Source organism: Streptomyces sp. JJ36, from assembly GCF_021696945.1.
GTDB lineage: Bacteria > Actinomycetota > Actinomycetes > Streptomycetales > Streptomycetaceae > Streptomyces.
In genome coordinates, this window is record NZ_JACYHE010000003.1 from 41,012 (window position 1) to 60,400 (window position 19,389).

Annotated in this window: 15 protein-coding genes; 8 read left to right on the top strand and 7 right to left on the bottom strand. The window is 74.5% G+C overall.

Translation table 11 applies throughout. The features are described 5' to 3' along the window. Positions 1-26 precede the first annotated feature (26 nt). Positions 27-869 carry a CDP-alcohol phosphatidyltransferase family protein gene (locus HOY81_RS01945; RefSeq protein WP_237317336.1) on the top strand — a complete coding sequence of 281 codons (843 nt, stop codon included), beginning with the start codon at positions 27-29 and terminating at the stop codon, positions 867-869. Here HOY81_RS01945 and HOY81_RS01950 read toward each other — a convergent pair. Next, complete coding sequence (locus HOY81_RS01950; RefSeq protein ID WP_237317338.1) at positions 829-1,305, bottom strand: adenylyltransferase/cytidyltransferase family protein; 477 nt, start codon at positions 1,303-1,305, stop codon at positions 829-831. The two genes, HOY81_RS01945 and HOY81_RS01950, sit on opposite strands and share 41 nt — an antisense overlap. Positions 1,306-1,538: 233 nt before the next feature. Between HOY81_RS01950 and HOY81_RS01955 the strand changes: the two genes are divergently transcribed. Genes HOY81_RS01955 through HOY81_RS01965 form a run of 3 tightly spaced genes read left to right on the top strand, consistent with a single transcriptional unit; the run spans position 1,539 to position 5,823 of the window. Then, complete coding sequence (locus HOY81_RS01955; RefSeq protein ID WP_237317535.1) at positions 1,539-2,765, top strand: glycosyltransferase; 1,227 nt, start codon at positions 1,539-1,541, stop codon at positions 2,763-2,765. Then, positions 2,762-4,510, top strand: coding sequence for a lipopolysaccharide biosynthesis protein (locus HOY81_RS01960; protein ID WP_237317341.1), 1,749 nt, complete (start codon positions 2,762-2,764; stop codon positions 4,508-4,510). The genes HOY81_RS01955 and HOY81_RS01960 overlap by 4 nt, the downstream gene beginning before the upstream one ends. Positions 4,511-4,563: 53 nt before the next feature. Beyond that, positions 4,564-5,823 (top strand): hypothetical protein, encoded by a 1,260-nt coding sequence (locus HOY81_RS01965; RefSeq protein WP_237317537.1) that lies wholly within the window; start codon positions 4,564-4,566, stop codon positions 5,821-5,823. On the opposite strand, the gene HOY81_RS01970 is transcribed toward HOY81_RS01965, so the two are convergent. Then, entirely contained in the window at positions 5,783-7,291 is a 1,509-nt protein-coding gene (locus HOY81_RS01970) for a hypothetical protein (protein WP_237317343.1), read from the bottom strand. The two genes, HOY81_RS01965 and HOY81_RS01970, sit on opposite strands and share 41 nt — an antisense overlap. Positions 7,292-7,433: 142 nt before the next feature. Here HOY81_RS01970 and HOY81_RS01975 point away from each other — a divergent pair, with 142 nt between their 5' ends. Next, on the top strand, positions 7,434-8,609 hold the full coding sequence (locus HOY81_RS01975) for a glycosyltransferase (protein ID WP_237317345.1): 1,176 nt from the start codon (positions 7,434-7,436) through the stop codon (positions 8,607-8,609). Here the strand turns inward: HOY81_RS01975 and HOY81_RS01980 are convergent. From HOY81_RS01980 to gmd, 4 genes are all read right to left on the bottom strand, one after another. After that, entirely contained in the window at positions 8,566-9,414 is an 849-nt protein-coding gene (locus HOY81_RS01980) for a glycosyltransferase family 2 protein (protein ID WP_237317347.1), read from the bottom strand. The two genes, HOY81_RS01975 and HOY81_RS01980, sit on opposite strands and share 44 nt — an antisense overlap. Positions 9,415-9,460: 46 nt before the next feature. Further along, positions 9,461-10,018 carry a hypothetical protein gene (locus tag HOY81_RS01985; protein ID WP_237317349.1) on the bottom strand — a complete coding sequence of 186 codons (558 nt, stop codon included), beginning with the start codon at positions 10,016-10,018 and terminating at the stop codon, positions 9,461-9,463. Continuing rightward, positions 10,015-12,132, bottom strand: a complete 2,118-nt coding sequence (locus tag HOY81_RS01990; RefSeq protein ID WP_237317351.1) for a DNRLRE domain-containing protein — start codon at positions 12,130-12,132, stop codon at positions 10,015-10,017. The genes HOY81_RS01985 and HOY81_RS01990 overlap by 4 nt, the downstream gene beginning before the upstream one ends. A 108-nt stretch (positions 12,133-12,240) precedes the next feature. Further along, positions 12,241-13,254, bottom strand: a complete 1,014-nt coding sequence (gmd, locus tag HOY81_RS01995; protein ID WP_237317353.1) for a GDP-mannose 4,6-dehydratase — start codon at positions 13,252-13,254, stop codon at positions 12,241-12,243. A 74-nt stretch (positions 13,255-13,328) separates the two neighbouring features. Here gmd and HOY81_RS02000 point away from each other — a divergent pair, with 74 nt between their 5' ends. Beyond that, positions 13,329-14,300 (top strand): GDP-L-fucose synthase, encoded by a 972-nt coding sequence (locus HOY81_RS02000; RefSeq protein WP_237317356.1) that lies wholly within the window; start codon positions 13,329-13,331, stop codon positions 14,298-14,300. Here HOY81_RS02000 and HOY81_RS02005 read toward each other — a convergent pair. Then, complete coding sequence (locus tag HOY81_RS02005) at positions 14,297-15,655, bottom strand: sugar transferase (protein ID WP_308340941.1); 1,359 nt, start codon at positions 15,653-15,655, stop codon at positions 14,297-14,299. The genes HOY81_RS02000 and HOY81_RS02005 overlap by 4 nt on opposite strands. Positions 15,656-16,240: 585 nt before the next feature. On the opposite strand from HOY81_RS02005, the gene HOY81_RS02010 reads away from it, so the two are divergent. Both HOY81_RS02010 and HOY81_RS02015 read left to right on the top strand, forming a co-directional pair. Then, positions 16,241-16,783, top strand: coding sequence for a TerD family protein (locus HOY81_RS02010; RefSeq protein WP_237317360.1), 543 nt, complete (start codon positions 16,241-16,243; stop codon positions 16,781-16,783). A 388-nt stretch (positions 16,784-17,171) separates the two neighbouring features. Then, entirely contained in the window at positions 17,172-19,367 is a 2,196-nt protein-coding gene (locus tag HOY81_RS02015; RefSeq protein WP_237317539.1) for an AAA family ATPase, read from the top strand. Positions 19,368-19,389 lie beyond the last annotated feature (22 nt).

A 19,389-nucleotide genomic window follows, 5' to 3' on the forward strand; every position in this document is an offset into this window, starting at 1 on the left:
CGGGGGCGGATCCCAGGGGGGCTCTCATGACACGGACGACCACGCCGGACGGCGCCGCCGGAACCGGCGGAACCCAAGGTGCCGACGACGCCCACGGCGCGGGCGGCCCGCACGGCAGCACCGCGGACCGGGCGGCAGGGCGCCGTCTCGCCTTCCGGGCGGCACTGCGGGAGCTGCGCGGCGCACAGAAGAAGGCCAGGGGCGTCTCGCTCTACTCCCGGTACGTCAACCGGCCGGCCGGCCGGGTGCTGGCCGCGGCGGCGTACCGGCTGGACCTGACGCCGGATCAGGTCACGCTGATCAGCGCGGGCTTCACCTTCACCGGCGTCGGCCTGCTGGCCGCGATGCCGCCGTCCTGGGCGCTGGGGGCGGCGGTGTGGGCGGCGCTCGCCGCCGGCTTCGCCTTCGACTCCGCCGACGGGCAGCTCGCCCGGCTGCTGCGCCGCAGCAGCGCGGCCGGGGAGTGGCTGGACCACGTGGTGGACTGCGCCAAGATCACCGCGTTGCATGCCGCCGTGCTGGTCTCCTTCCACCGCTTCGCCCAGCTTCCCTCCGAGGGGTGGCTGCTGCTGCCCCTCGGCTTCCAGCTCGCGGCGGTGCTGATCTTCTTCGGCGGGCTGCTCACCGACAAGCTCCGGCCCCGGGACGCCGCCGCGGCGCCCGGAGCCGCCGCGGCACCGCCGTCCCGGGTGCGCGCCGTCGCCCTGCTGCCGGTCGACTACGGCGTCTTCTGCCTGGTCTTCCTGCTGCTGGGCGGCGCAGAGACGTTCCGCTGGGCGTACGCGCTCCTCTTCGCCGCCCACCTCGTCTTCCTGGCGGGTTTCCTGATCAGGTGGTACCGGGAGCTGGCCGCCCGGCCCGCCGGCTGACCGCCGGCGCCGGCGGTCCGGTCAGCGCGTCCAGGGCCCGGCGGAGCTGGGTGCTGGAGGTGTGCACGGTGTACGGGAAGTACACCACCTCCACGCCGACGGTGCGGAAGTCCGCCTCCAGCCGGTCGCCCTTGGGCGTGCCCCGCCAGTCGTCGCCCTTGAAGAGCACGTGGAAGCGGATCTGCCGCCAGGTCTCCAGCTTGTCCGGCACGGTCTCCACGAAGGCGGCGTCCACGAAGCGGATGCTGCGTACGATCTCCAGCCGCTCCACCAGCGGCACCACCGGCGGGCGGCCCTTCGCCCGCTCCGCCATCTCGTCGGACACCACCCCGGCGACCAGGTAGTCGCAGTGGTTGCGGGCGTGCCGCAGCAGATTGAGATGGCCCACGTGGAACAGGTCGTACGCGCCCGGCGCGTACCCCACGGTGTGTGTCATGCGTGCTCCCCCCACGACTGTTCCCGGGCGGCCTGCACCGGCCGCCCCGCCGGGGCACCGCCCGCGGCGCCGTCCCGATACAACCACAACGCGAAGGGATCGGGGCCGTATTGTGCGGATGATGTGCTCATCACGGCTAAGGTGCTGCCGCGGGGAAGTGACGGGGGCTTGTGGGGGAAGGGGTTGAGGCGATGCCGGGGCAGCCGGAGGACCACACGGCGCGGCGCCTGCTGATGGTGTCCACCAACTACGCGCCGGAGCAGGCCGGGATCGGGCCGTACGCCACCCAGATCGCCGAGCACTGGGCCGCCCTGCCCGGTACGGAGGTGCATGTGCTGGCGGGGCTGCCGCACTATCCGGCCTGGCGGCTCGACCCGGCGTACCGGCGGGTGTGGCGGACCGAGGAGCGGCACAACGGCGTACGGGTGCACCGGCGCCGCCACACCGTGCCGCCCCGGCAGACGGCGGTGCGCCGCGCCCTGTTCGAGGCGTCGGTCCTGACGCACGGGCTGCTGGCACCGCCCCGCACCGGGCGCCCGGACGCCGTCTTCGCCCAGCTCCCCAGCCTGGCCGGCGGCGTGCTCGGCGCCCGGCTGGCCCGCCGGCACGGGGTGCCCTTCGTGCCCGTGGTGCAGGACCTGATGGGCGCCGCCGCCGCGCAGAGCGGCATCAGCGGCGGCGACCGGGCGGCGGCCGCCGCGGCCGCCGTGGAGCGCCGGGTGCTGCGCAGCGCCGCGCTGGTGGGCGTCATCCACCGGACCTTCGTGGAGCGGGTGGCCGCGATGGGCGTGCCCCGCGACCGCGTCCGGCTGGTGCCCAACTGGTCGCATGTGGCGGCGCCGCGGCGCCCGCGCGCCGCGACCCGGGAGGGCCTGGGCTGGTCGCCGCGGCGCACCGTGCTGCTGCACTCCGGGAACATGGGCCTCAAACAGGGCCTGGAGGTGCTGGTGGAGACGGCGCGACGGGACCCGGAGCTGCTGGTGGTGCTGATGGGCGACGGCAACCAGCGGGAACGGTTGCACGAGCTGGCCGCCGGGCTGCCCAACGTGGACTTCCTGCCGCCCGCGGACCAGGCCGACTTCCCCGAGGTGCTGGCCGCCGCCGACGTGCTGGCGGTCACCCAGCGGGCGTCGGTGCTCGACATGAGCGTGCCCTCGAAGCTCACCTCCTACTTCGCCGCCGGCCGCCCCGTGGTGGCCTCGGTCGCCGACGGCGGCGGCACCGCCGAGGAGGTGCGCCGCAGCGGCGCGGGCGTCGTGGTGCCCGCGGAGGACCCCGGTGCGCTGCTGGCGGCCGTACACGCACTCGCCGCGGACCCGGAGCGGGCCGCGGCGCTGGGCGCGGTGGGACCGGTCTACGCGGAGCGGGAGCTCGGCCGCGCCGCCGGGCTGGCCCGCCACACCGCGCTGCTGGACGAGGCACTGGCGCATCACCAGGGGCCGAGGAGGGCCGGAGCATGAGGGACGGGACGGCACGCGAGGACACCCGCGGCACCCCGACGTACGACGAACCGGACCTGCTCCGCGAGCAGTTCCGCCAGCTCCTCCGCTACCGGCTGCTCCTGGTGCTGGGCCTCGTGGCGGGCATGCTCGGCGGCGGCTGGCTCGCGCTCTCCCGCGGCGACACCTACACCGCCGCCACCGAGGTGACGCTGCGCACCGCGACCGCCGACCCGCTCGCGGAGTCCGGCGGCGAGGACGACATCAGCATGGGCTCCGAGCGCCGGACGGCGCTCAGCAAGGTCGTCGCCAAGCGAGCGGCGCGGGCGCTGGACGCCCCCGGCGAGGCGCGCACGCTCGCCAAGGACCTCCAGGTCACCAACCCGCCGAACACGGTGCTGCTGCGCTTCTCCTACACCGCCGCCGACCCGGGCACGGCGGCCCGACGTGCCAACGCCTTCGCCGAGGCCTATCTCGCCAACCGGCGGAAGAACACCGAGGACCTCATCGACCACATGGTCGGCTCCTACACCAAGCAGCGCGAGCCGCTGGTCGAGGAACGCGACCGGCTGAACGAGGAGATGGCCTCCCTGCCCGAGGGCCGGGCCCTGGACGCGGCGCTCTCCGCGCACGCCTCCATCGTCAGCCGGATCGCCGAGGTCAACAGCAACATCAGCAAGCTGGAGGCGCTGGACACCACGCCCGGCAGCGTCGTCTCGGCCGCCGAGCCGCCGGTCTCCCCGGACGGACCGGGCACGGTGCTGCTGCTCGGCCTCGGCGCCGCGGTCGGTGTCGGCCTGGGCATGCTCGCCGCCTGGGTGCGCCTGGTGTTCGACCCCACGGTCCGTTCACCGGGCGACGTGGTACGGGCGCTGCGCGCCCCGGTGCTGGGCACCCTGCCGCGCACCCGGCGCAGCCACCCGGACGCACTGCTGGCCGAGGGCCGGCTCGCCGAGGAGTACCGCTCGGTGGCCTTCCGGCTCGCCTACGACGAGTGGTTCGCGCAGCGCCGCCGCGTCCTGGTGTGCGCGCCGCGCGGCAGCATCGCGACGGCGCTCGCCACCGCCGTCAACCTGTCGGCGTCGTTCGCGGAGATGGGCAAGGACGTCCTGCTGGTCGAGGCGGACCTGCGCACCCCCACGCTCACCGACGTGCTGCACCACGCCGACGGGGTGCGCCCCAAGTGGGCCCGCACCCCGGAGCAGGGCGACAGCGGTTGGCCGACCGGCCGCCGGGTGCCCATCGACGCCGGGGAGTCCGGCGTGTTCGACCTGGTGCCGGGCCGCCGGGTGCGGAACGTGCCGCGCGCGCTCACCTCACCCGCCGCCACTCAACTGGTGTCCCAGGCGGACGCGCGCAACGCGGTGGTCGTCGTGCTGGCCCCGCCGGTCCTCTCCTACGCCGACGCCATAGCGCTCACCGACCGGGTCGACGGCGTCCTGGTGGTCTGCGACCCGCGCGAGGTGCACCGTGACGACCTGAGCCGCATCCGGGAACTGGTGGTCGGCGCGGGCGGCGTGCTGCTCGGCGCCGTGCTGCACACGCAGGGCGACGGCGGGGACGGGCGCCGCCGGGCGCGCCGCACCGCCGCGCCGGAGCGGCCGGCCGAGATCCCGGCGGCCCGGGACGCGGAGGGCGAGGAGACCGCGGCCGGTGAGCGGGCCGGCGCGGCGGAGCCGGTGCCGCACCGTGATGTGGGCTCGGAGACGCTGGGTCTGCGCATCGTCGACCCGGAGGAGATCGAAGACCGCCCGGTCCGGCCGTGACCCGCCCGCCGCGGGCGGCACGCCCACCGCGCCCGCCGCGGGAGCCGCGTCCCCTGCGCACCCGCACCGCCGTGCTCTGCTCCGTCCTGGACCAGGGCGTGGCGGCGCTCACCAACATCGTGGTGGTGCTGGTGGCGGCCCGGCAGTCCACCGCGGCCGGCTTCGCGGTGTTCTCCGTGGTCTACACGGTCTTCGCGGTACTGCTCGGGCTCTGCACCGCCCATGTCGGCCAGGCTCTGGTGCTGGAGAAGGGCGCCCCCCGGGCCGTACGCACCGCCTGCCGGTCCGCGGTGGCCTTCACCGCCTGCGCCGCGGCCGGGGCCGGGCTGCTCGCGGCCGCCGTGGCGGCCGCCGTCCCCGGCGCGGACGGCGCACTCGCCGCGGGGCTGGCCGCCCTGGGCCTGGTGCTGCCGGTGCTGCTCACCCAGGACTGTCTGCGGTACGTCTGCTCGGTGCTGCGGCAGCCGCACCGGGCGCTCGCCGCCGACCTGGTGCGGCTGGCCGTCGCGGCCACCGCCCTCGCCCTCCAGCCGGCCGGCACCGGCCCCGCCCGGCTGGTCGTCGTCTGGGGCCTCTCCGCGCTGCCGGCGCTGCTGCTGGGGCTGGCGCTGCTCGCCCCGCTGCTCCGGGACGCCCGTACCGAGCCGGTCCGGCTGCTGCGCCGCGGCCACCTGGGGCGGCGGTTCGCTGTGGAGTTCTCCGTCGGCAACGCCGGGACCCAGCTCGCCGTGATCGGCCTCGGGGTGTGGGCCAGCCCGCTGGCCGTGGGCGCGCTGCGCGGTGCCACCACCCTCTTCGGACCGCTGAACGTGCTGTTCAACGCGGCCACCGGGTTCGGTCCGCCGCTGCTGACCCGGGCCGGCGGCCCGGCCCGTACGGCACGGACCGCGGCCCTGGCGGGCGGGGTGCTCGCCGGTGTCGCCGGGGGATGGGCGGCCGTGCTGGTGCTGCTGCCCGCCCACTGGGGGCGGGAACTGCTGGGCGACACCTGGGCGGCCGCCTCCGGGCTGCTGCCCGCCACCGGAAGCCAGTACGTGCTGATGGCGTTCGGGACCTGCGCGCTGCTCACACTGCGGGTGCTGGCCCCGCGCAGCACGCTCCCGCTCCAGCTCGTCTTCTCGCTGTTCTCGGTCTGCTGCCTGCTCCTGGGGTACGCGGCCGGCGGAGTCCTGGGCGCCGCCTGGGGCCTCTGTGCGGGCTCCGGCTGCAAGGCGGCGGCGAGCTGGCTGCGGGCGGCCCGGGCGGCCCGCGCTCCCGTTCCGCAGCCGCCGGTCAGCGCAACAGCTTCCGGGGATCCGGGCGGAACGTCGTGACCAGCGCCAGGCAGAGGGCCGCGATCGCGATGCGTCCGGTCGCCTGCAGCAGCGGCCCGCGCAGCAGGATGAAGCTGTAGCCGGCCACCATGGGCACGACGACGGCGAGCACGTTGCCCGGGCCGGTGTCGTCCACGGTCCGGCGCACGTAGCGGCGGTCCGCGCGCGCCGCGAGATAGCCCGCCCCGGCCAGCCCGGCCGCCATGCCCAGCGGCCCGAAGTCCAGCCAGAGCTCCGCCCACAGCGGGGAGGAGAGGTTGGTGTTCCGCATGCCCATCCACTTCCCCACCCGCACTCCGGAGTCCTCGGGCTTGCCGTCCCACACCGAGCGCGGCACGAAGAACAGCAGGGTGCCGGAGAGCTGGCGGCCGTAGGTGTGGCCCTCGCCCGCCTCGGCGAAGGAGACGGTGTTGGCGAACATGCCGATCTGGTCGTAGTCCTTGAGCGTCAGCGGCACCAGCACCGACTCCGTCTGGTGGTCCGGGCCGCCGTCCTCCGCGTAGCGGAAGCGGTCCGCGAAGGGGAACACCACCAGCGCGATCACCGCGCCGAGCGCCAGCGCGTTCCGGTACATCACCGGGCTCCGCGGGAAGGCCGTGAAGAGCAGCGCGAAGAGCACCGTGAGGAACCAGTAGCGCGGATTGGACACCGGGTTGTTGACCACGGCGTTGAGCGCCAGCAGCCCCGTCCACAGCGCCAGTACCAGCGGCCTGCGGCGGGCCACCCGCGAGGTGACCAGCCAGCGGGTCGTGAAGAGCAGCGCGATCAGCGCCGGCACGGTCCCGAAGCCGCGCAGGAAGGCGGAACCGGCCTGCGAGGCGGCGGCCCCGGCGCCGGTCGTGCCGGTGGCGTCCGCGACGCTGGCGCTGATCTCCTGGCGGCTGCTGAAGAACACCCCGAGGCCGCCCAGTTGCACGACCATCAGGGCGCTCGCCGCGAAGGCGAAGGCGATCAGCACGTACAGCCGGGTGCGGTGCACCGTCGCGGTGCGGGAACGGCCGCGGGGTGCGGGCCGGTGCCGGGCCAGCAGCGCGCCCACGTCGAAGGCCACCACGCCCAGCAGCACCAGGGCGGTGGCGAGCACCGTGTCGGAGCGCGGGCCCACCACGGGCGTCGGCACCCGGTCCAGCACCGCCTGTGCCAGCGGGGCGATGCCCATGGCGATGTAGACGAAGAGCCAGAACGAGCCCTGGATCAGGCGCCGTCGTGCCGTCAGCACCATGGCGCTCAGCCGCGCCCCGGCGTAGCAGCAGAGCGTGAGCTGGAGCCAGAAGACCGCGTCCCGGGCACCCGGCCCCGGCTGGGTGGCCACCCAGCCGGGCAGCACGGCCACCATGGCCAGCACGAACGGCACGCTGAGCGCGCGGGAGAGCGCCAGGCGCGGAGCGGCGGGGTCCGGCGGCTGCGCCACGCCGGGGCCTTCGGCGCGGCCGCGGGAGCCGGGACGGACGTGCGTGGTCGTCGTCATCGCGGCGTCGTCATGGCGGCGTCGCCCTCCCCTCGCCGGCCGTCGCGGCCTCCCGCAGTCTAGCGAGTGCCGGACGCCGCCGTACGGCCGCGGATACCCTGGTACCGGCGCGCTCGGGGAGGTGCGCCGGGGAGGGGACACGGTGAAGGTTCTGCACGTGGTCACGCTGCACACGCCCACCCACGACTTCGGCGGGCCCACCCGCGTGGCGCTGAATCTCTCGCGCGGCCTGCGGGCCCGCGGCGTGCGTTCCGCGATGGTGGCGCTGGGCGACGGCTTCGACGGGCCGTTGCCGCGCGAGGTGGACGGGGTGCCGTCGCGGCTCTTCCAGGCCCGGCACGTGCTGCCGCGGTTCGAGGTCAGCGGCATCACCTCGCCGGCCCTGCTGGCCCGCGCCCGGCGCCTGGTGCGCTCCGCCGACGTGGTGCACGTCCATCTGATGCGGGATCTGGTCACCCTGCCGATGGCGCTGATGGCCCTGCAGTGCGGCCGTCCCCTGGTGCTCCAGACCCACGGCATGATCGACCCCACCGCGAAGCGCGTCGCGCAGCTCGTGGACGTGCTGGGGCTGCGCCGGGTGCTGAAGCGGGCGGACGCCGTCCTGCACCTGACGGAGCAGGAACGCCGGGACACCGCCGCGGTGGTGGCGCCGGAGCCCATGGCCCCCGCCTACCGGCTGGTGAACGGCGTGACGCCGCAGGAGCGCCGCCCCGCCGCCGGGGACCGGCCGCCCACGGTGCTCTACCTGGCACGGGTGCAGGAGCGGAAGCGCCCGCAGGACTTCGTCTCCGCCGTCCCCACGGTGCTGGCCAAGCACCCGGACGCCCGCTTCGTGCTGGCCGGGCCGGACACCGGGGCCATGGCGGACGACATGCTGGCGCTCGCCCGGCGGCTCGGTGCCGGGCACGCGGTGGAGTACGCCGGTCCGCTGGACCACGCGGCCGTGCTGGAGCGGCTGCGCGGCTCGGACGTCTATGTGCTGCCCGCCGTGGTGGAGCCGTTCGCGGTCTCGGTGCTGGAGGCGATGTCGGTCGGCCTCCCGGTGGTGGTGACCCGGACCGGGGGGCTCTCGCCGGACGTGGCGGAGGCCGGCGCCGGGCGGGTGGTGGACAGCCGCCCGGACGCCGACAACGGCCCGCTGGTGGGCCAGGCCGTGCTGGAGCTGCTGGACCCCGCCGCCAACGCCGAGGCGTCGGCGGCGGCCCACGCACTGATCCAGCGGCGGTTCACCCTGGAGGCGGTGACGGAGACGCTGCTGGGCGTCTACCGCGAGGTCATGGCCGCCCGGGGTCTGCCTGCCGCAGTTCCCGCGCCTTGAGCGCGATCTGCCAGCGGTAGAAGCTCATCGCCAGCGCGTAGTCGAAGCCGGCGCGGCCGTCCAGGAAGCCGCGCCGGTAGAGGTAGGCGTAGGCGAAGGAGACCAGCGGCTTCCACGGCGCCCGGTGGAAGAGCTGCCCCTGCCGGGTCTTCGCCTGCCGGATCTGCTCGCGGACCTCGGGGTGCACCTCCAGCCACGCCTCCCAGTCCGAGTAGCGGTTGTGCCGGTCGAACCAGGTGCGCACCGGGTCCAGGTCCCGGTGCTCGATGGGGGCGCTCAGCCGGACGACCGGGTCGGCCAGCGGCTGGTAGTGCCCCTCCTGCTCGCCCATGCCCGGTGCCTCCAGGTCGTCCGGCGCCGGGAACCGGCAGCGCGTACGGTCGAGCAGCGCGCGCTTGACGATGGTGTGCCCGTGCCGCAGCCGCCGGCCGCCGAACCAGTAGCCCAGCGGGATGTCGAACGCCGCCGGGCGCACGGTCCTCCCCGGCGGCGGCGTGAAGATCCGCCGCAGCTCGTCGAGGAGTTCGGGGCTGGGGGTCTCGTCGCCGTCGAGGAAGAGCAGCCAGTCGGTGTCCGGGTGCACGTGCTCCAGGCACCACTGTTTCTTCTTCGGGTAGCGGCCGTCCCAGGTGTAGGGGACGACCTCCGCGCCCTCCGCCCCGGCGAGGGCGCGGGTGTCGTCCGTGCTGTCCGAGTCCACCACGACGACCGCCCGGAAGTGGTCGATGACGGAACGTACGGTCGTCGTGATGTTCTCCGCCTCGTCCTTGGTCGGTATCGCGACGACGATGGGCAGTCTGGTCAAGCGTTCTCTCCCGGTGTCCTTCGGTCGGTCTTCGGCGGCGGCCCGGTCAGCCGTCCAGGCCCGCTTCCTTCAGCAGCGGTGCGAAGCGCGGGCACAGATGCCGCACCGCGTCCTCGGCGTGCGGGATCTCCCCGCCCCGCAGCGCGCTGACCGCGGCCTTCCGGTCCACGTCCGCGGTCTGCCTGATGCGGTCGCAGGCGGCCTGGCCCGCCTCCAGCACGGCGGCCGGGTCCATGCCCCGCGGCACCCGGTCCACCAGGTACTCCTTCTGCGGCTTGCTGAAGGTGCCGGTGGCCGGGGTGAGTTCGGCTCTGGGCACCTTCGGGCCTCCGCCGGCCGTGCCGTCGTCCGCCCCACCGCGCTCCTTCTTCCCCGGCCGCTGCGGGCTCTCCTGCCCCGCCGGGGACGCCCCGTCCCGGTCCGGCTTCCCGGACCCGCGGTCGTCGCCCGGGGCTTCCTGCGGCGCGGCGCTCGCCGTCCGCGTCCCGTCCGGCTTCCGGGCGGCGCCGGACTCGTCGCCGCCGCTGCTGCATCCGGCCGTGAGGGCCGTGGCGGCCGTCAGAGCGACGGCCGCCACGGCGAGCCGGGTGATCCGGCTGCTCACGGCGCCTCGAAGGTGAGGGAGAGCTTCGGGCTGCGCGAGGAGCCCGCCTCGTGCGCCCACAGCCAGAGGCTGTCGGTGCCCTCGCTGGTCAGCGCGATGTCGTAGTCGCCGTTCAGCGCGGCGGCGACCGCCGCGGTGTCCAGCTCCACCGTGTACGCGGTGTTCAGCGCGGGGGCCTCGGGCAGGGTGCCCAGCACCGTGCCGCCCAGCGACGGCCGGGTGGCGTAGGTGACGTCCGGCTCGGACCAGCTCCCGGTCACCGGCACCACCCGGTGGCTGTCGGCGGAGCCCGCGTAGGACTCGCCGCTGGTGGTGAGGGTGAGCTTCGCCTCGGTCAGCGTCATGCCGCCGGGCGCCGCGGGCAGTTCGTAGCGCAGGTAGCTCTCGTAGGCCGAGCTGCCGCGCACCGCGAGCTGCTGGTGGGTGCCGTAGGTGGCGGAGGTGGCGGCGCCGTTCACATAGGCGTCGGCGACCGGTTCGCGTTCCACGGTGGTCTGCGAGGGCGTGCCCGGTGTGGTGACCGAGGCGCCGTCCGACTGACTGCTGGTGTTCGCGTCCCCGGCGTCGCTCGCCGTGATCCGGTAGGTGTAGTCGGTGCCGCCGTCCACGGTGGTGTCGGTGAAGCTCAGCGTGGGCCGGTCCCAGAAGAGGGAGTCGGCGGTCATGGTGTGCACCGGCGTGCCGGAGCCGTTGCGGTAGACCCGGTAGGTGAGCCTGCTGTCGTCCTCGTCGATCGAGGCGCGCCAGCTCACCTTCACCCCGCCGCTGACGTTGGCGGCGGTCACCTGGTCCGGCACGGACGGGTCGCCGGTGTCCGGGCCGCCGGCGAACCGCACCAGCCCCTGCTGCTTCATGTTGCCGTGTGTCACGATCCGGGTGAACTCGCCGCCGACCCACATGTAGTCGGTGCCGCCCTTGGCGGAGGCGACCATCGCCCGGGGGCCGATCTGCTCGGTGCCGGACGGGCCGTCGTCGGTGTCCGGGAACCAGCTCAGCAGCGGGGTCGGGTCGTCCACGTGCTCCGCGAGCAGGTGCTGCCGCTCGTTGAGCTCGGGGAACTGGCCCATGCTGCGGCAGTTGTGCGCGTGCGAGGCGCTGTAGAGGACGGAGCCGTGGACCTCGACGTCCTGGGTGGCGCCCAGGCAGGTGTCCCGCCAGCGCTGCCCGAAGTCGTCCAGGTCGAGGGCGATCCTCCCGTCGAACACGCCGCCGCCGGTGCCCTCGTTGGCGGTGTAGAAGCCGGTGGCGTCGGTCGCCAGGCCCTTGACCACCGAGGTGCGGTCGATGAACCCCCAGCCGTAGCGCTTGGTCAGCGAGGCGTCGCCGGCGTCCACCACGGCCAGCGCGTGCGAGTAGGACCAGCCCAGGTAGTCGAAGTCGCCGCCCAGGATGACGTCCTCGCCGTCCGGCGTGACCTCCAGGGCGCGGCCGGGCTTGTCCGCCCGCGGGTCCCAGGGCTTGAGGGTGCCGTCGGTGCCCACCGCGGCGAACCGGCCGCGGCTCTCGCCCTCCACGGTCGTGAAGTCACCCCCGAGGTAGACGGTGTCGGCGGTGACGTCAAGGGCCCGCACGGTCGCCGAGACGGCCACCCGGAAGCCGGTGTCGACCGAGCAGTCGGCGAGGTCGATGGCGGCGAGGTTGCTCACCCCGGTGCCGTTGACCGCGCCGAACCGGCCGCCCGCGTACAGGGTGCCGCCGTCCGGCGAGACGGCCAGCGCCCGCACCGTGGCCGTGCCGCTGCCGACCGTGAAGTCCAGCGAGCAGCCGGTCGGCTGCCCGGTGGCGGCGTCGAAGGCGGCGAAGTTGAGCGCCGGGTCCTCGTCGGTGCCGGCCTCCGCACCGGGCGGCCGGATCGCCGAGAAGGTGCCGCCGGCGAAGACCACGCCGTCGGACTGGGCCAGCGCCCAGACCACGCCGTTCGTCTGCCAGGTCGGCAGGTCGTCGGCGGTGAAGCCGACGGGCGGTGTCGTCGCCGCCGCCTCGGGGGCGGAGCCCACCTGGGCCCCCGTCCACGCGGTGACGGCCAGGGTGAGGGCGGCGCCCAGCGCCGCCGCTCGTCGTCCTCGTCCACGCCTGCCCGGGGGTCTCCCCGGGCGTCTGATCAGTCGTGCCATGCCACTGCCCATCGAACCGCACCTCGTTCTTCTGTTCCCTGTGCACCGGCGCCCGCGCGCCGGCCGTTCCTCCCGCCGCCTCCCCGCAGCGGGTGCGCACCGGCCGCGTCAGCGGTCGATGCGTACCGAGGCCCCCGACAGCTCCGCGTCCAGCGCGTCGATGTCGGCCTCGACCATGATCCGCGCCAGTTCCGGCCAGCGGACCCGTGGCTTCCAGCCGAGCGTCTCCTCGGCCTTGGCGGCGTCGCCGATCAGCGCGTCCACCTCGGCGGGACGTTCGTACTTGGGGTCGAACCGCACGTGCTCCCGCCAGTCCAGCCCGGCCGCCGAGAACGCGGCACCGAGGAAGTCCCGTACGGAGGCCGCCTCGCCGGTCGCCACCACGTAGTCGTCCGGGTGGTCGTGCTGGAGCATCCGCCACATGGCGTCCACGTACTCCGGCGCGTAGCCCCAGTCGCGCACCGCGTCGAGGTTGCCCAGATAGAGGTGGTGCTGCAGCCCCGCCCGGATGCGCGCGACGGCCCGGGTGATCTTGCGGGTCACGAAGGTCTCGCCGCGGCGCGGCGACTCGTGGTTGAAGAGAATGCCGTTCACGGCGAACAGGTCGTACGACTCCCGGTAGTTGACGGCCGACCAGTAGCCGAACACCTTGGCGCAGCCGTACGGGCTCCGCGGGTGGAACGGCGTCCCCTCGTGCTGCGGCGGCGGGGCGGAGCCGAACATCTCCGAGGACGACGCCTGGTAGATCCGGGTGTCGATGCCGGCGGCCCGGATCGCCTCCAGCAGCCGCACGGTGCCCATGCCGGTCACGTCCCCGGTGTAGAGCGGGGAGTCGAAGGAGACCCGCACGTGCGACTGGGCCCCGAGGTTGTAGACCTCGTCGGGCGTCAGGTCCCGCAGCAGGTTCACCAGGGCGACGCCGTCGGTGAGATCGGCGTGGTGCAGGAAGAGCGAGCGCTCCGCCTCGTGCGGGTCCTGGTAGACGTGGTCCAGCCGCCCGGTGTTGAAGGACGAGGAGCGGCGGAGCAGCCCGTGCACCGTGTAGCCCTTCGACAGCAGCAGTTCGGCGAGGTACGAGCCGTCCTGCCCGGTGATGCCGGTGATCAGTGCGCTCTTGGTCATGTGAGGCCCCCCTGGAGACGTCCGCGGATGCGTTCTGCCCCGGAAACGACCGGGAAATGGCAGAATCGTGCGACATGACGCCACACGAGCACCTGCTGCCGTCCCGTGCCCGGATATTCGTCGCGGGACACCGGGGCCTGGTCGGCTCCGCGGTCACCCGCCGTCTGCACGTCGAGGGCCACGAGGTGCTCACCCGCGACCGCTCGGCGCTGGATCTCCGCGAGGCGGAGCCGACCGAGAGGTTCCTGCGCGAGACCCGGCCGGACGCGGTGGTGCTCGCGGCGGCCCGGGTGGGAGGCATCCTGGCGAACCAGAGCCTCCCGGTGCCCTTCCTGGAGGACAACCTCCGGATCCAGCTCAGCGTGCTCGCCGGCGCCCACGCCGCCGGCGTGCCCCGGCTGCTCTTCCTCGGGTCGTCCTGCATCTACCCCAAGCACGCGCCCCAGCCCATCACCGAGGACGCCCTGCTCACCGGCCCGCTGGAGCCCACCAACGAGCCCTACGCGCTCGCCAAGATCGCCGGCATCGCGCAGATCCGCGGCTACCGGCGGCAGTACGGCGCGGCCTGGATCTCCGCGATGCCGACCAACCTCTACGGCCCCGGCGACAGCTTCGACCTGGAGACCTCGCACGTCCTGCCCGCCCTGATCCGCCGCTTCCACGAAGCCCGGGAGGAGGGACGGGAGGAGGTCGTGCTCTGGGGCAGCGGCAGCCCGCGCCGGGAGTTCCTGCACGTGGACGACCTCGCGCGGGCCTGTGTGCTGCTGTTGCGTCACTACGACGAGGAGTCCCCGGTGAACGTCGGCTGCGGTGAGGACCTGACCATCCGGGAACTCGCCGGTACCGTACGGGAGGTCACCGGGTTCACCGGCCGTATCGCCTGGGACACCGGCAAGCCGGACGGCACCCCGCGGAAGCTGCTGGACGTCTCCCGGCTGCGGGCGCTGGGCTTCGCCCCCCGCATCCCGCTCGCCGAGGGCATCCGGGAGACCTACACGTGGTGGCTGAGACAGCGGACCCCGGCTCACGACGCCCCCACCCCCTAGTACGCGCCCCGGCCGTCGACCACCGCCCGGAACGTCCGCGCCAGGACGTCCAGGTCGGTGGTCAGGGACCAGTTGTCGGCATAGGACAGGTCCAGTGCCAGGCTCTCGTCCCAGGACAGGTCCGACCGCCCGCCCACCTGCCAGGGGCCGGTCAGGCCGGGCCGGACGCGGAGGCGCCGGAGCGCCACGGAGTCGTACGCGGCGACCTCGTCCGGCAGCGGCGGGCGCGGGCCCACCAGGGACATCTCGCCGCGCACCACGTTGAGGAGCTGGGGCAGTTCGTCCAGCGAGGTCCGGCGCAGGACCCGGCCGACCCGGGTCACCCGCGGATCGCGGCGGATCTTGAAGGTGGGCCCGTCCTGCTCGTCCGCGGCGGCCAGCAGCGGGCGGATCCGGTCCGCGTCGGTCACCATCGAGCGGAACTTCCACATCGTGAACGGCCGGCCGTCGAGTCCGGTCCGGGTCTGCCGGTACAGAGCGGGGCCGGGCGAGTCCAGCCGTATCACCGCGGCCAGCAGCGCGAACACCGGTGCCAGCAGCACCAGGCCCAGGGCCGCGCCCACCCGGTCCAGCACCGTCTTGAGCGCGTGCTGGGGCCCCCGCCGGGTGGGCGCCGCCACATGGAGCAGGTTGAGACCGCCCACGCTGGCCGGGTGTATCCGGCGCAGCGCCACCCCGGCCAGCCCGGAGGCCAGCGCCAGGGACAGCCCCGCGTCCTGCACGGACCAGGTCAGCCGCCGCAGCCGTTCCCCGGTGAGCGCGGCGCCCGGGGCGACCAGCACCATCTCGGCCCGCGTCCGACGGGCCGCCTCCAGCACCGCCGGGCCGTCGTCCGGAGGGGCGGGGTGCGCGGGGCCGGTCTGGCCGGCCCGGCCGTCCGCTGTGGAGCCGCCGCCCGGCAGTGCGGCACCGGCCGGCGCCTCCAGCACACCGGTTCGCTGCACCCCGCTGCGCGGCTCGGCACCGCCGACGGTGACGGCGCCGATGACCACGTAGGGATGGTCCGTACGTGCCGCGAGCTGGTCGACGACCTCGTCCAGCGGGCCGGCCTCGCCGACCACCAGCACCCGGCAGACCGCGTGAGCCTCCCGTCGTTCGGCGGTCAGGTGCCGGTGCGTCAGGACCCGGCAGAGCCCGGCGAGCAGCGGCGCGGGCACCAGCGCCAGCAGGGCGTACGCCGGGGCCGAGCTCTCCCCGGTGAAGACCCGGAACACGGCGAGCAGGCCGAGCAGGATCAGCCAGTCGTGCACCACGGCGAGCAGGCCGCGGGACTCGCCCAGGGTGCGCCGGGTGTAGCGGCGGTGGGCCGCCTGGACGCCGAGCCAGGTCCCGGCCGCGACGGCCGCGGCGGCCACCGGCCGGGGCTGGCCGGTGGCCTGAAAGAGCAGCAGGACGGGCAGCGCGGCCCCGAGAGCGTCCGTGCACAGCGCGGACGGCAGGTACCACGGTGCCTTTCCGGCGGCGTCCCGGCCGGCGTACGTGGTGTGGCGGTCGTGCCGGCGGCTGCGCCGTGGGTTCTGTGGTGCGCCCCGGTGCGGCCCTTCTCGACGTCCCGTCCGTACGGCGGCAGCACCCGCAGCGGGTCTGCCGCCGGCCGGAAGAGACGCGGCGTCATGTCGCATGTACCCCCCAGACACCTCGGTCCCCTGGTCACGCAACACATCGTTCTCTCCCCAAGGACGATGTGATGATGTCGTGGAGACCTTAAGTCATATGAGCGGGGTTCCTCTGCTGTTTGTGCAAAATTCTCAGCGATGTCCGGGATGGTGCGCTCGCTGTGGTGTGCTGGGCGGTCGGCCGGTACGGTCCGCACAGGAACCACCGGTTCCGCGCGCCTCCGGACGCCACCGGTCGGGTCCGCGCCGTCGTTTCGCCGGGCTAGGGTGGGGGTATATGACCCCACTCGCAAAGCTGCTCGGCCCCGGGGGGAAGGACGTCTGGTGAGCGGTCTCAGCAAGGGACTCGGCAAGGTCGAGGTGCGGCTCAAGTGGGACCCCAGTCCCCTGGGCGAGCCCGACGACGACCTGGACATCATCGCGGCGGTGTTCCGGGCGGACGATCCGCACGGCACGCCGGCGCACCTCGTGTACTGGGACAGCAGGTCGCCCGACGGCACCATCACGCTGAACCGCGACAGCCGCACGGGCCAGGGCTTCGGCGTCGACGAGGCCATGACGCTGGAGTTCTCCCGGATGCGGCCGGAGCACGGGCGCGTGGTGGTCGGCGTCGCCATACAGCAGAACGAGCAGCCGGACGGCGGGCGCAAGTGCTTCCGCGACGTGTCCGGCACCCGGGTCGAGATCCACGAGGGCTACGACGAGCTGGCACGGGACGACTTCGCCGGGGTGGCGGGGTGCACGGCGGTGACCGTCGCGGAGTTCGTCCGCGACGCGTCGGGGGAGTGGGCCCTCCGTGACGGGTTGCACGGCTTCGACGGGGACCCGGAGTCCTTCCCGGCCTTCATGAGCCGCCCACGGGTCTGAGCTCCGCGCCCGCCTCGGGGGCTCCAGGCGCTCTCCACGGTCTCCGTACGCCCCAGGCGTGACACCGTGGTCCCGGCGTGACGCCGTGCCCCGGCGCGCCCGGCCGCCTTCACGCCCCGGCGGTGGAGCGCGGCCGTGGCGGAACGCGCCTGAGCGCAACGGCCGCCACCTGGTGCCGGACCGAGCCCGCGATCTCCCGCGCCGTGCGGGCGCCGGCCGGGTGGTAGCGCCGACCCGGGAACGGACCCCCGCTGATTGACGCCGGGTACCCCGCGCCGCGTATATTGGGTGTTTCTCTGCAAAGAGAAAAGTCACCGGAATTACCGGTGACCTCTGTGAATACCTTAGCGGGCGAGGAGCTGAATTGTCAAACGGGGCGCACGACGAACTGCAACACGAGCAGCGGTTCGTCTCCCGGCTGTACGACCGCGTCGACGCGCTGCGCCGGGAGGCCGAGGATTCCGTGCGGCGCACCTTCGCACAGACCGGAAACGCCATGCAGGCCCGGCTGGAGCGCGATGTCGCGGCGTACGAGCAGTCCGGCCTGCTCGCCGCGCTGAACGCGGTGGAGTCAGGCCTGTGCTTCGGCCGCATCGACTTCCGCGACGGGGGACACCACCACATCGGCCGGGTCGGGATCCGTGTGGACGACGAGGAACGCACCCCGCTGCTGATCGACTGGCGGGCCCCCGTCGCGCGGCCGTTCTACCTCGCGACCGGCCACACCCCCATGGGGCTGCGCCGGCGCCGGCACCTCACCACCGAGGGCCGCGAGGTCCTCGCGCTGCACGACGAGATCCTCGACCTGGACGACACCGAACGCACCGGCTACGAGGCGCACGACGCCGACGCCCTGCTGCTCGCGGCGCTGGACGCGGCGCGCACCGGCCGGATGCACGACATCGTGCAGACCATCCAGGCCGAGCAGGACGAGATCATCCGCGCCCCGCACCAGGGCGTCCGGGTGGTCGAGGGCGGCCCCGGCACCGGCAAGACCGCGGTGGCCCTGCACCGGGCCGCGTACCTGCTCTACGAGCACCGCGAGCTGCTCGCCCGCCGGGCGGTGCTCATCCTCGGGCCCAATCCGGCCTTCCTCGACTACATCGGCGAGGTACTGCCCTCGCTGGGCGAGACCGGCGTGCTGCTGGCGACCGTCGGCGAGCTCTTCCCCGGGGTGGCCGCCACCGGCACCGAGAGCGAGCAGGCCGCCGCGGTCAAGGGCCGGGCCGGGATGGCCGAGGTGATCGCCCAAGCGGTGCGCGACCGTCAGGCGTTGCCCGACCCCGTGCTGGAGGTCGACCACGACGGCGACGTGCTGCTGCTGGACCGGGAGACCGTGCGGACGGCCCGGGAGAAGGCGCGGGCCACCGGGCTGCCGCACAACGCCGCCCGCGAGCATTTCGAGGGGGAGATCCTCAACGCCCTCACCGACCAGCTCGCCGAGCGCATCGGCGCCGATCCCTTCGGCGGCCCCAACCTGCTGGAGGAGTCCGACGTCTCCCAGCTCCGCAGCGAGCTGGACGCCGACCCCGCCTACCACGCGGCCCTCGACACGCTGTGGCCGCTGCTCACCCCGCAGCGCCTCGTCGCCGACCTGCTGGAGGACCCGTACGGACGGCTGCCGGACCCGGACGCCCAGCTGATCCGGCGGCCCCGGACGGCGGAGTGGACCCCGGCGGACGTGCCGCTGCTGGACGAGGCGGCCGAGCTGCTCGGCGAGGACGAGCGGGCTGCGCGGGCCGCGGCGGAGGCCGAGCGCCGGGAACGGATCGCCTACGCCCAAGGCGTGCTGGACGTCGCCTACGCCTCCCGGACCTACGAGTTCGAGGGCCTGGAGGACGAGGACTCCGAGGTGCTCGGCGTGCAGGACATCATGGACGCCGAGCGCATGGCCGAGCGGCACGAGGAGGCGGACCACCGCACCGCCGCCGAGCGCGCCGCGGCAGACCGCACCTGGGCCTTCGGGCACATCATCGTGGACGAGGCGCAGGAGCTGTCGCCGATGGCCTGGCGGCTGCTGATGCGCCGCTCGCCCACCCGCTCGATGACGCTGGTCGGCGACCCGGCGCAGAGCGCCTCCCCGGCGAGCCCCGGCTCCTGGTCCGCCGCGCTCGAACCGCACGTCGGTGACCGTTACGAGCACATCCGGCTGGGCGTCAACTACCGGACGCCCACGGAGATCATGGAGTACGCCGCCGCGGCGCGCCGGGCGGAGGAGCCCGGCTTCGAGCCCCCGCGGTCCGTCCGCTCGACCGGCGTGGCGCCCTGGGAGGCGGAGAGCGGCCCGGAGGAGCTGCCCCGGGTGATCGCCGCCACGGTCGCCCGGGAGATGCCGGGGGAGGGGCGGCTCGCGGTGATCGCCCCCGCCGCGCTCCACCCGGAGCTGGCCGCGGCCCTGCCGGAGGCGGCGCACGGCCCGGGCCTGGACCTGACCCGGCCGGTCGCGCTGCTGGACGCCCGGCAGGCGAAGGGTCTGGAGTTCGACACCGTGCTCGTCGTGGAGCCGGAGCGGTTCGGCACCAACGACCGCTATGTGGCCTTCACCCGGGCCACCCAGCGGCTGGGGGTGATCCGGGTCCGGTAGGGCCGGCGTCCCGGCCCGCGCA

Excerpts from the sequence above, each read along its gene's own strand:
- HOY81_RS01945 (WP_237317336.1), top strand. The coding sequence starts at position 27 with ATGACACGGACGACCACGCCGGACGGCGCCGCCGGAACCGGCGGAACC.
- HOY81_RS01950 (WP_237317338.1), bottom strand. The coding sequence starts at position 1,305 with ATGACACACACCGTGGGGTACGCGCCGGGCGCGTACGACCTGTTCCAC.
- HOY81_RS01955 (WP_237317535.1), top strand. The coding sequence starts at position 1,539 with ATGGTGTCCACCAACTACGCGCCGGAGCAGGCCGGGATCGGGCCGTAC.
- HOY81_RS01960 (WP_237317341.1), top strand. The coding sequence starts at position 2,762 with ATGAGGGACGGGACGGCACGCGAGGACACCCGCGGCACCCCGACGTAC.
- HOY81_RS01970 (WP_237317343.1), bottom strand. The coding sequence starts at position 7,291 with ATGACGACGACCACGCACGTCCGTCCCGGCTCCCGCGGCCGCGCCGAA.
- HOY81_RS01990 (WP_237317351.1), bottom strand. The coding sequence starts at position 12,132 with ATGGCACGACTGATCAGACGCCCGGGGAGACCCCCGGGCAGGCGTGGA.
- gmd (WP_237317353.1), bottom strand. The coding sequence starts at position 13,254 with ATGACCAAGAGCGCACTGATCACCGGCATCACCGGGCAGGACGGCTCG.
- HOY81_RS02000 (WP_237317356.1), top strand. The coding sequence starts at position 13,329 with ATGACGCCACACGAGCACCTGCTGCCGTCCCGTGCCCGGATATTCGTC.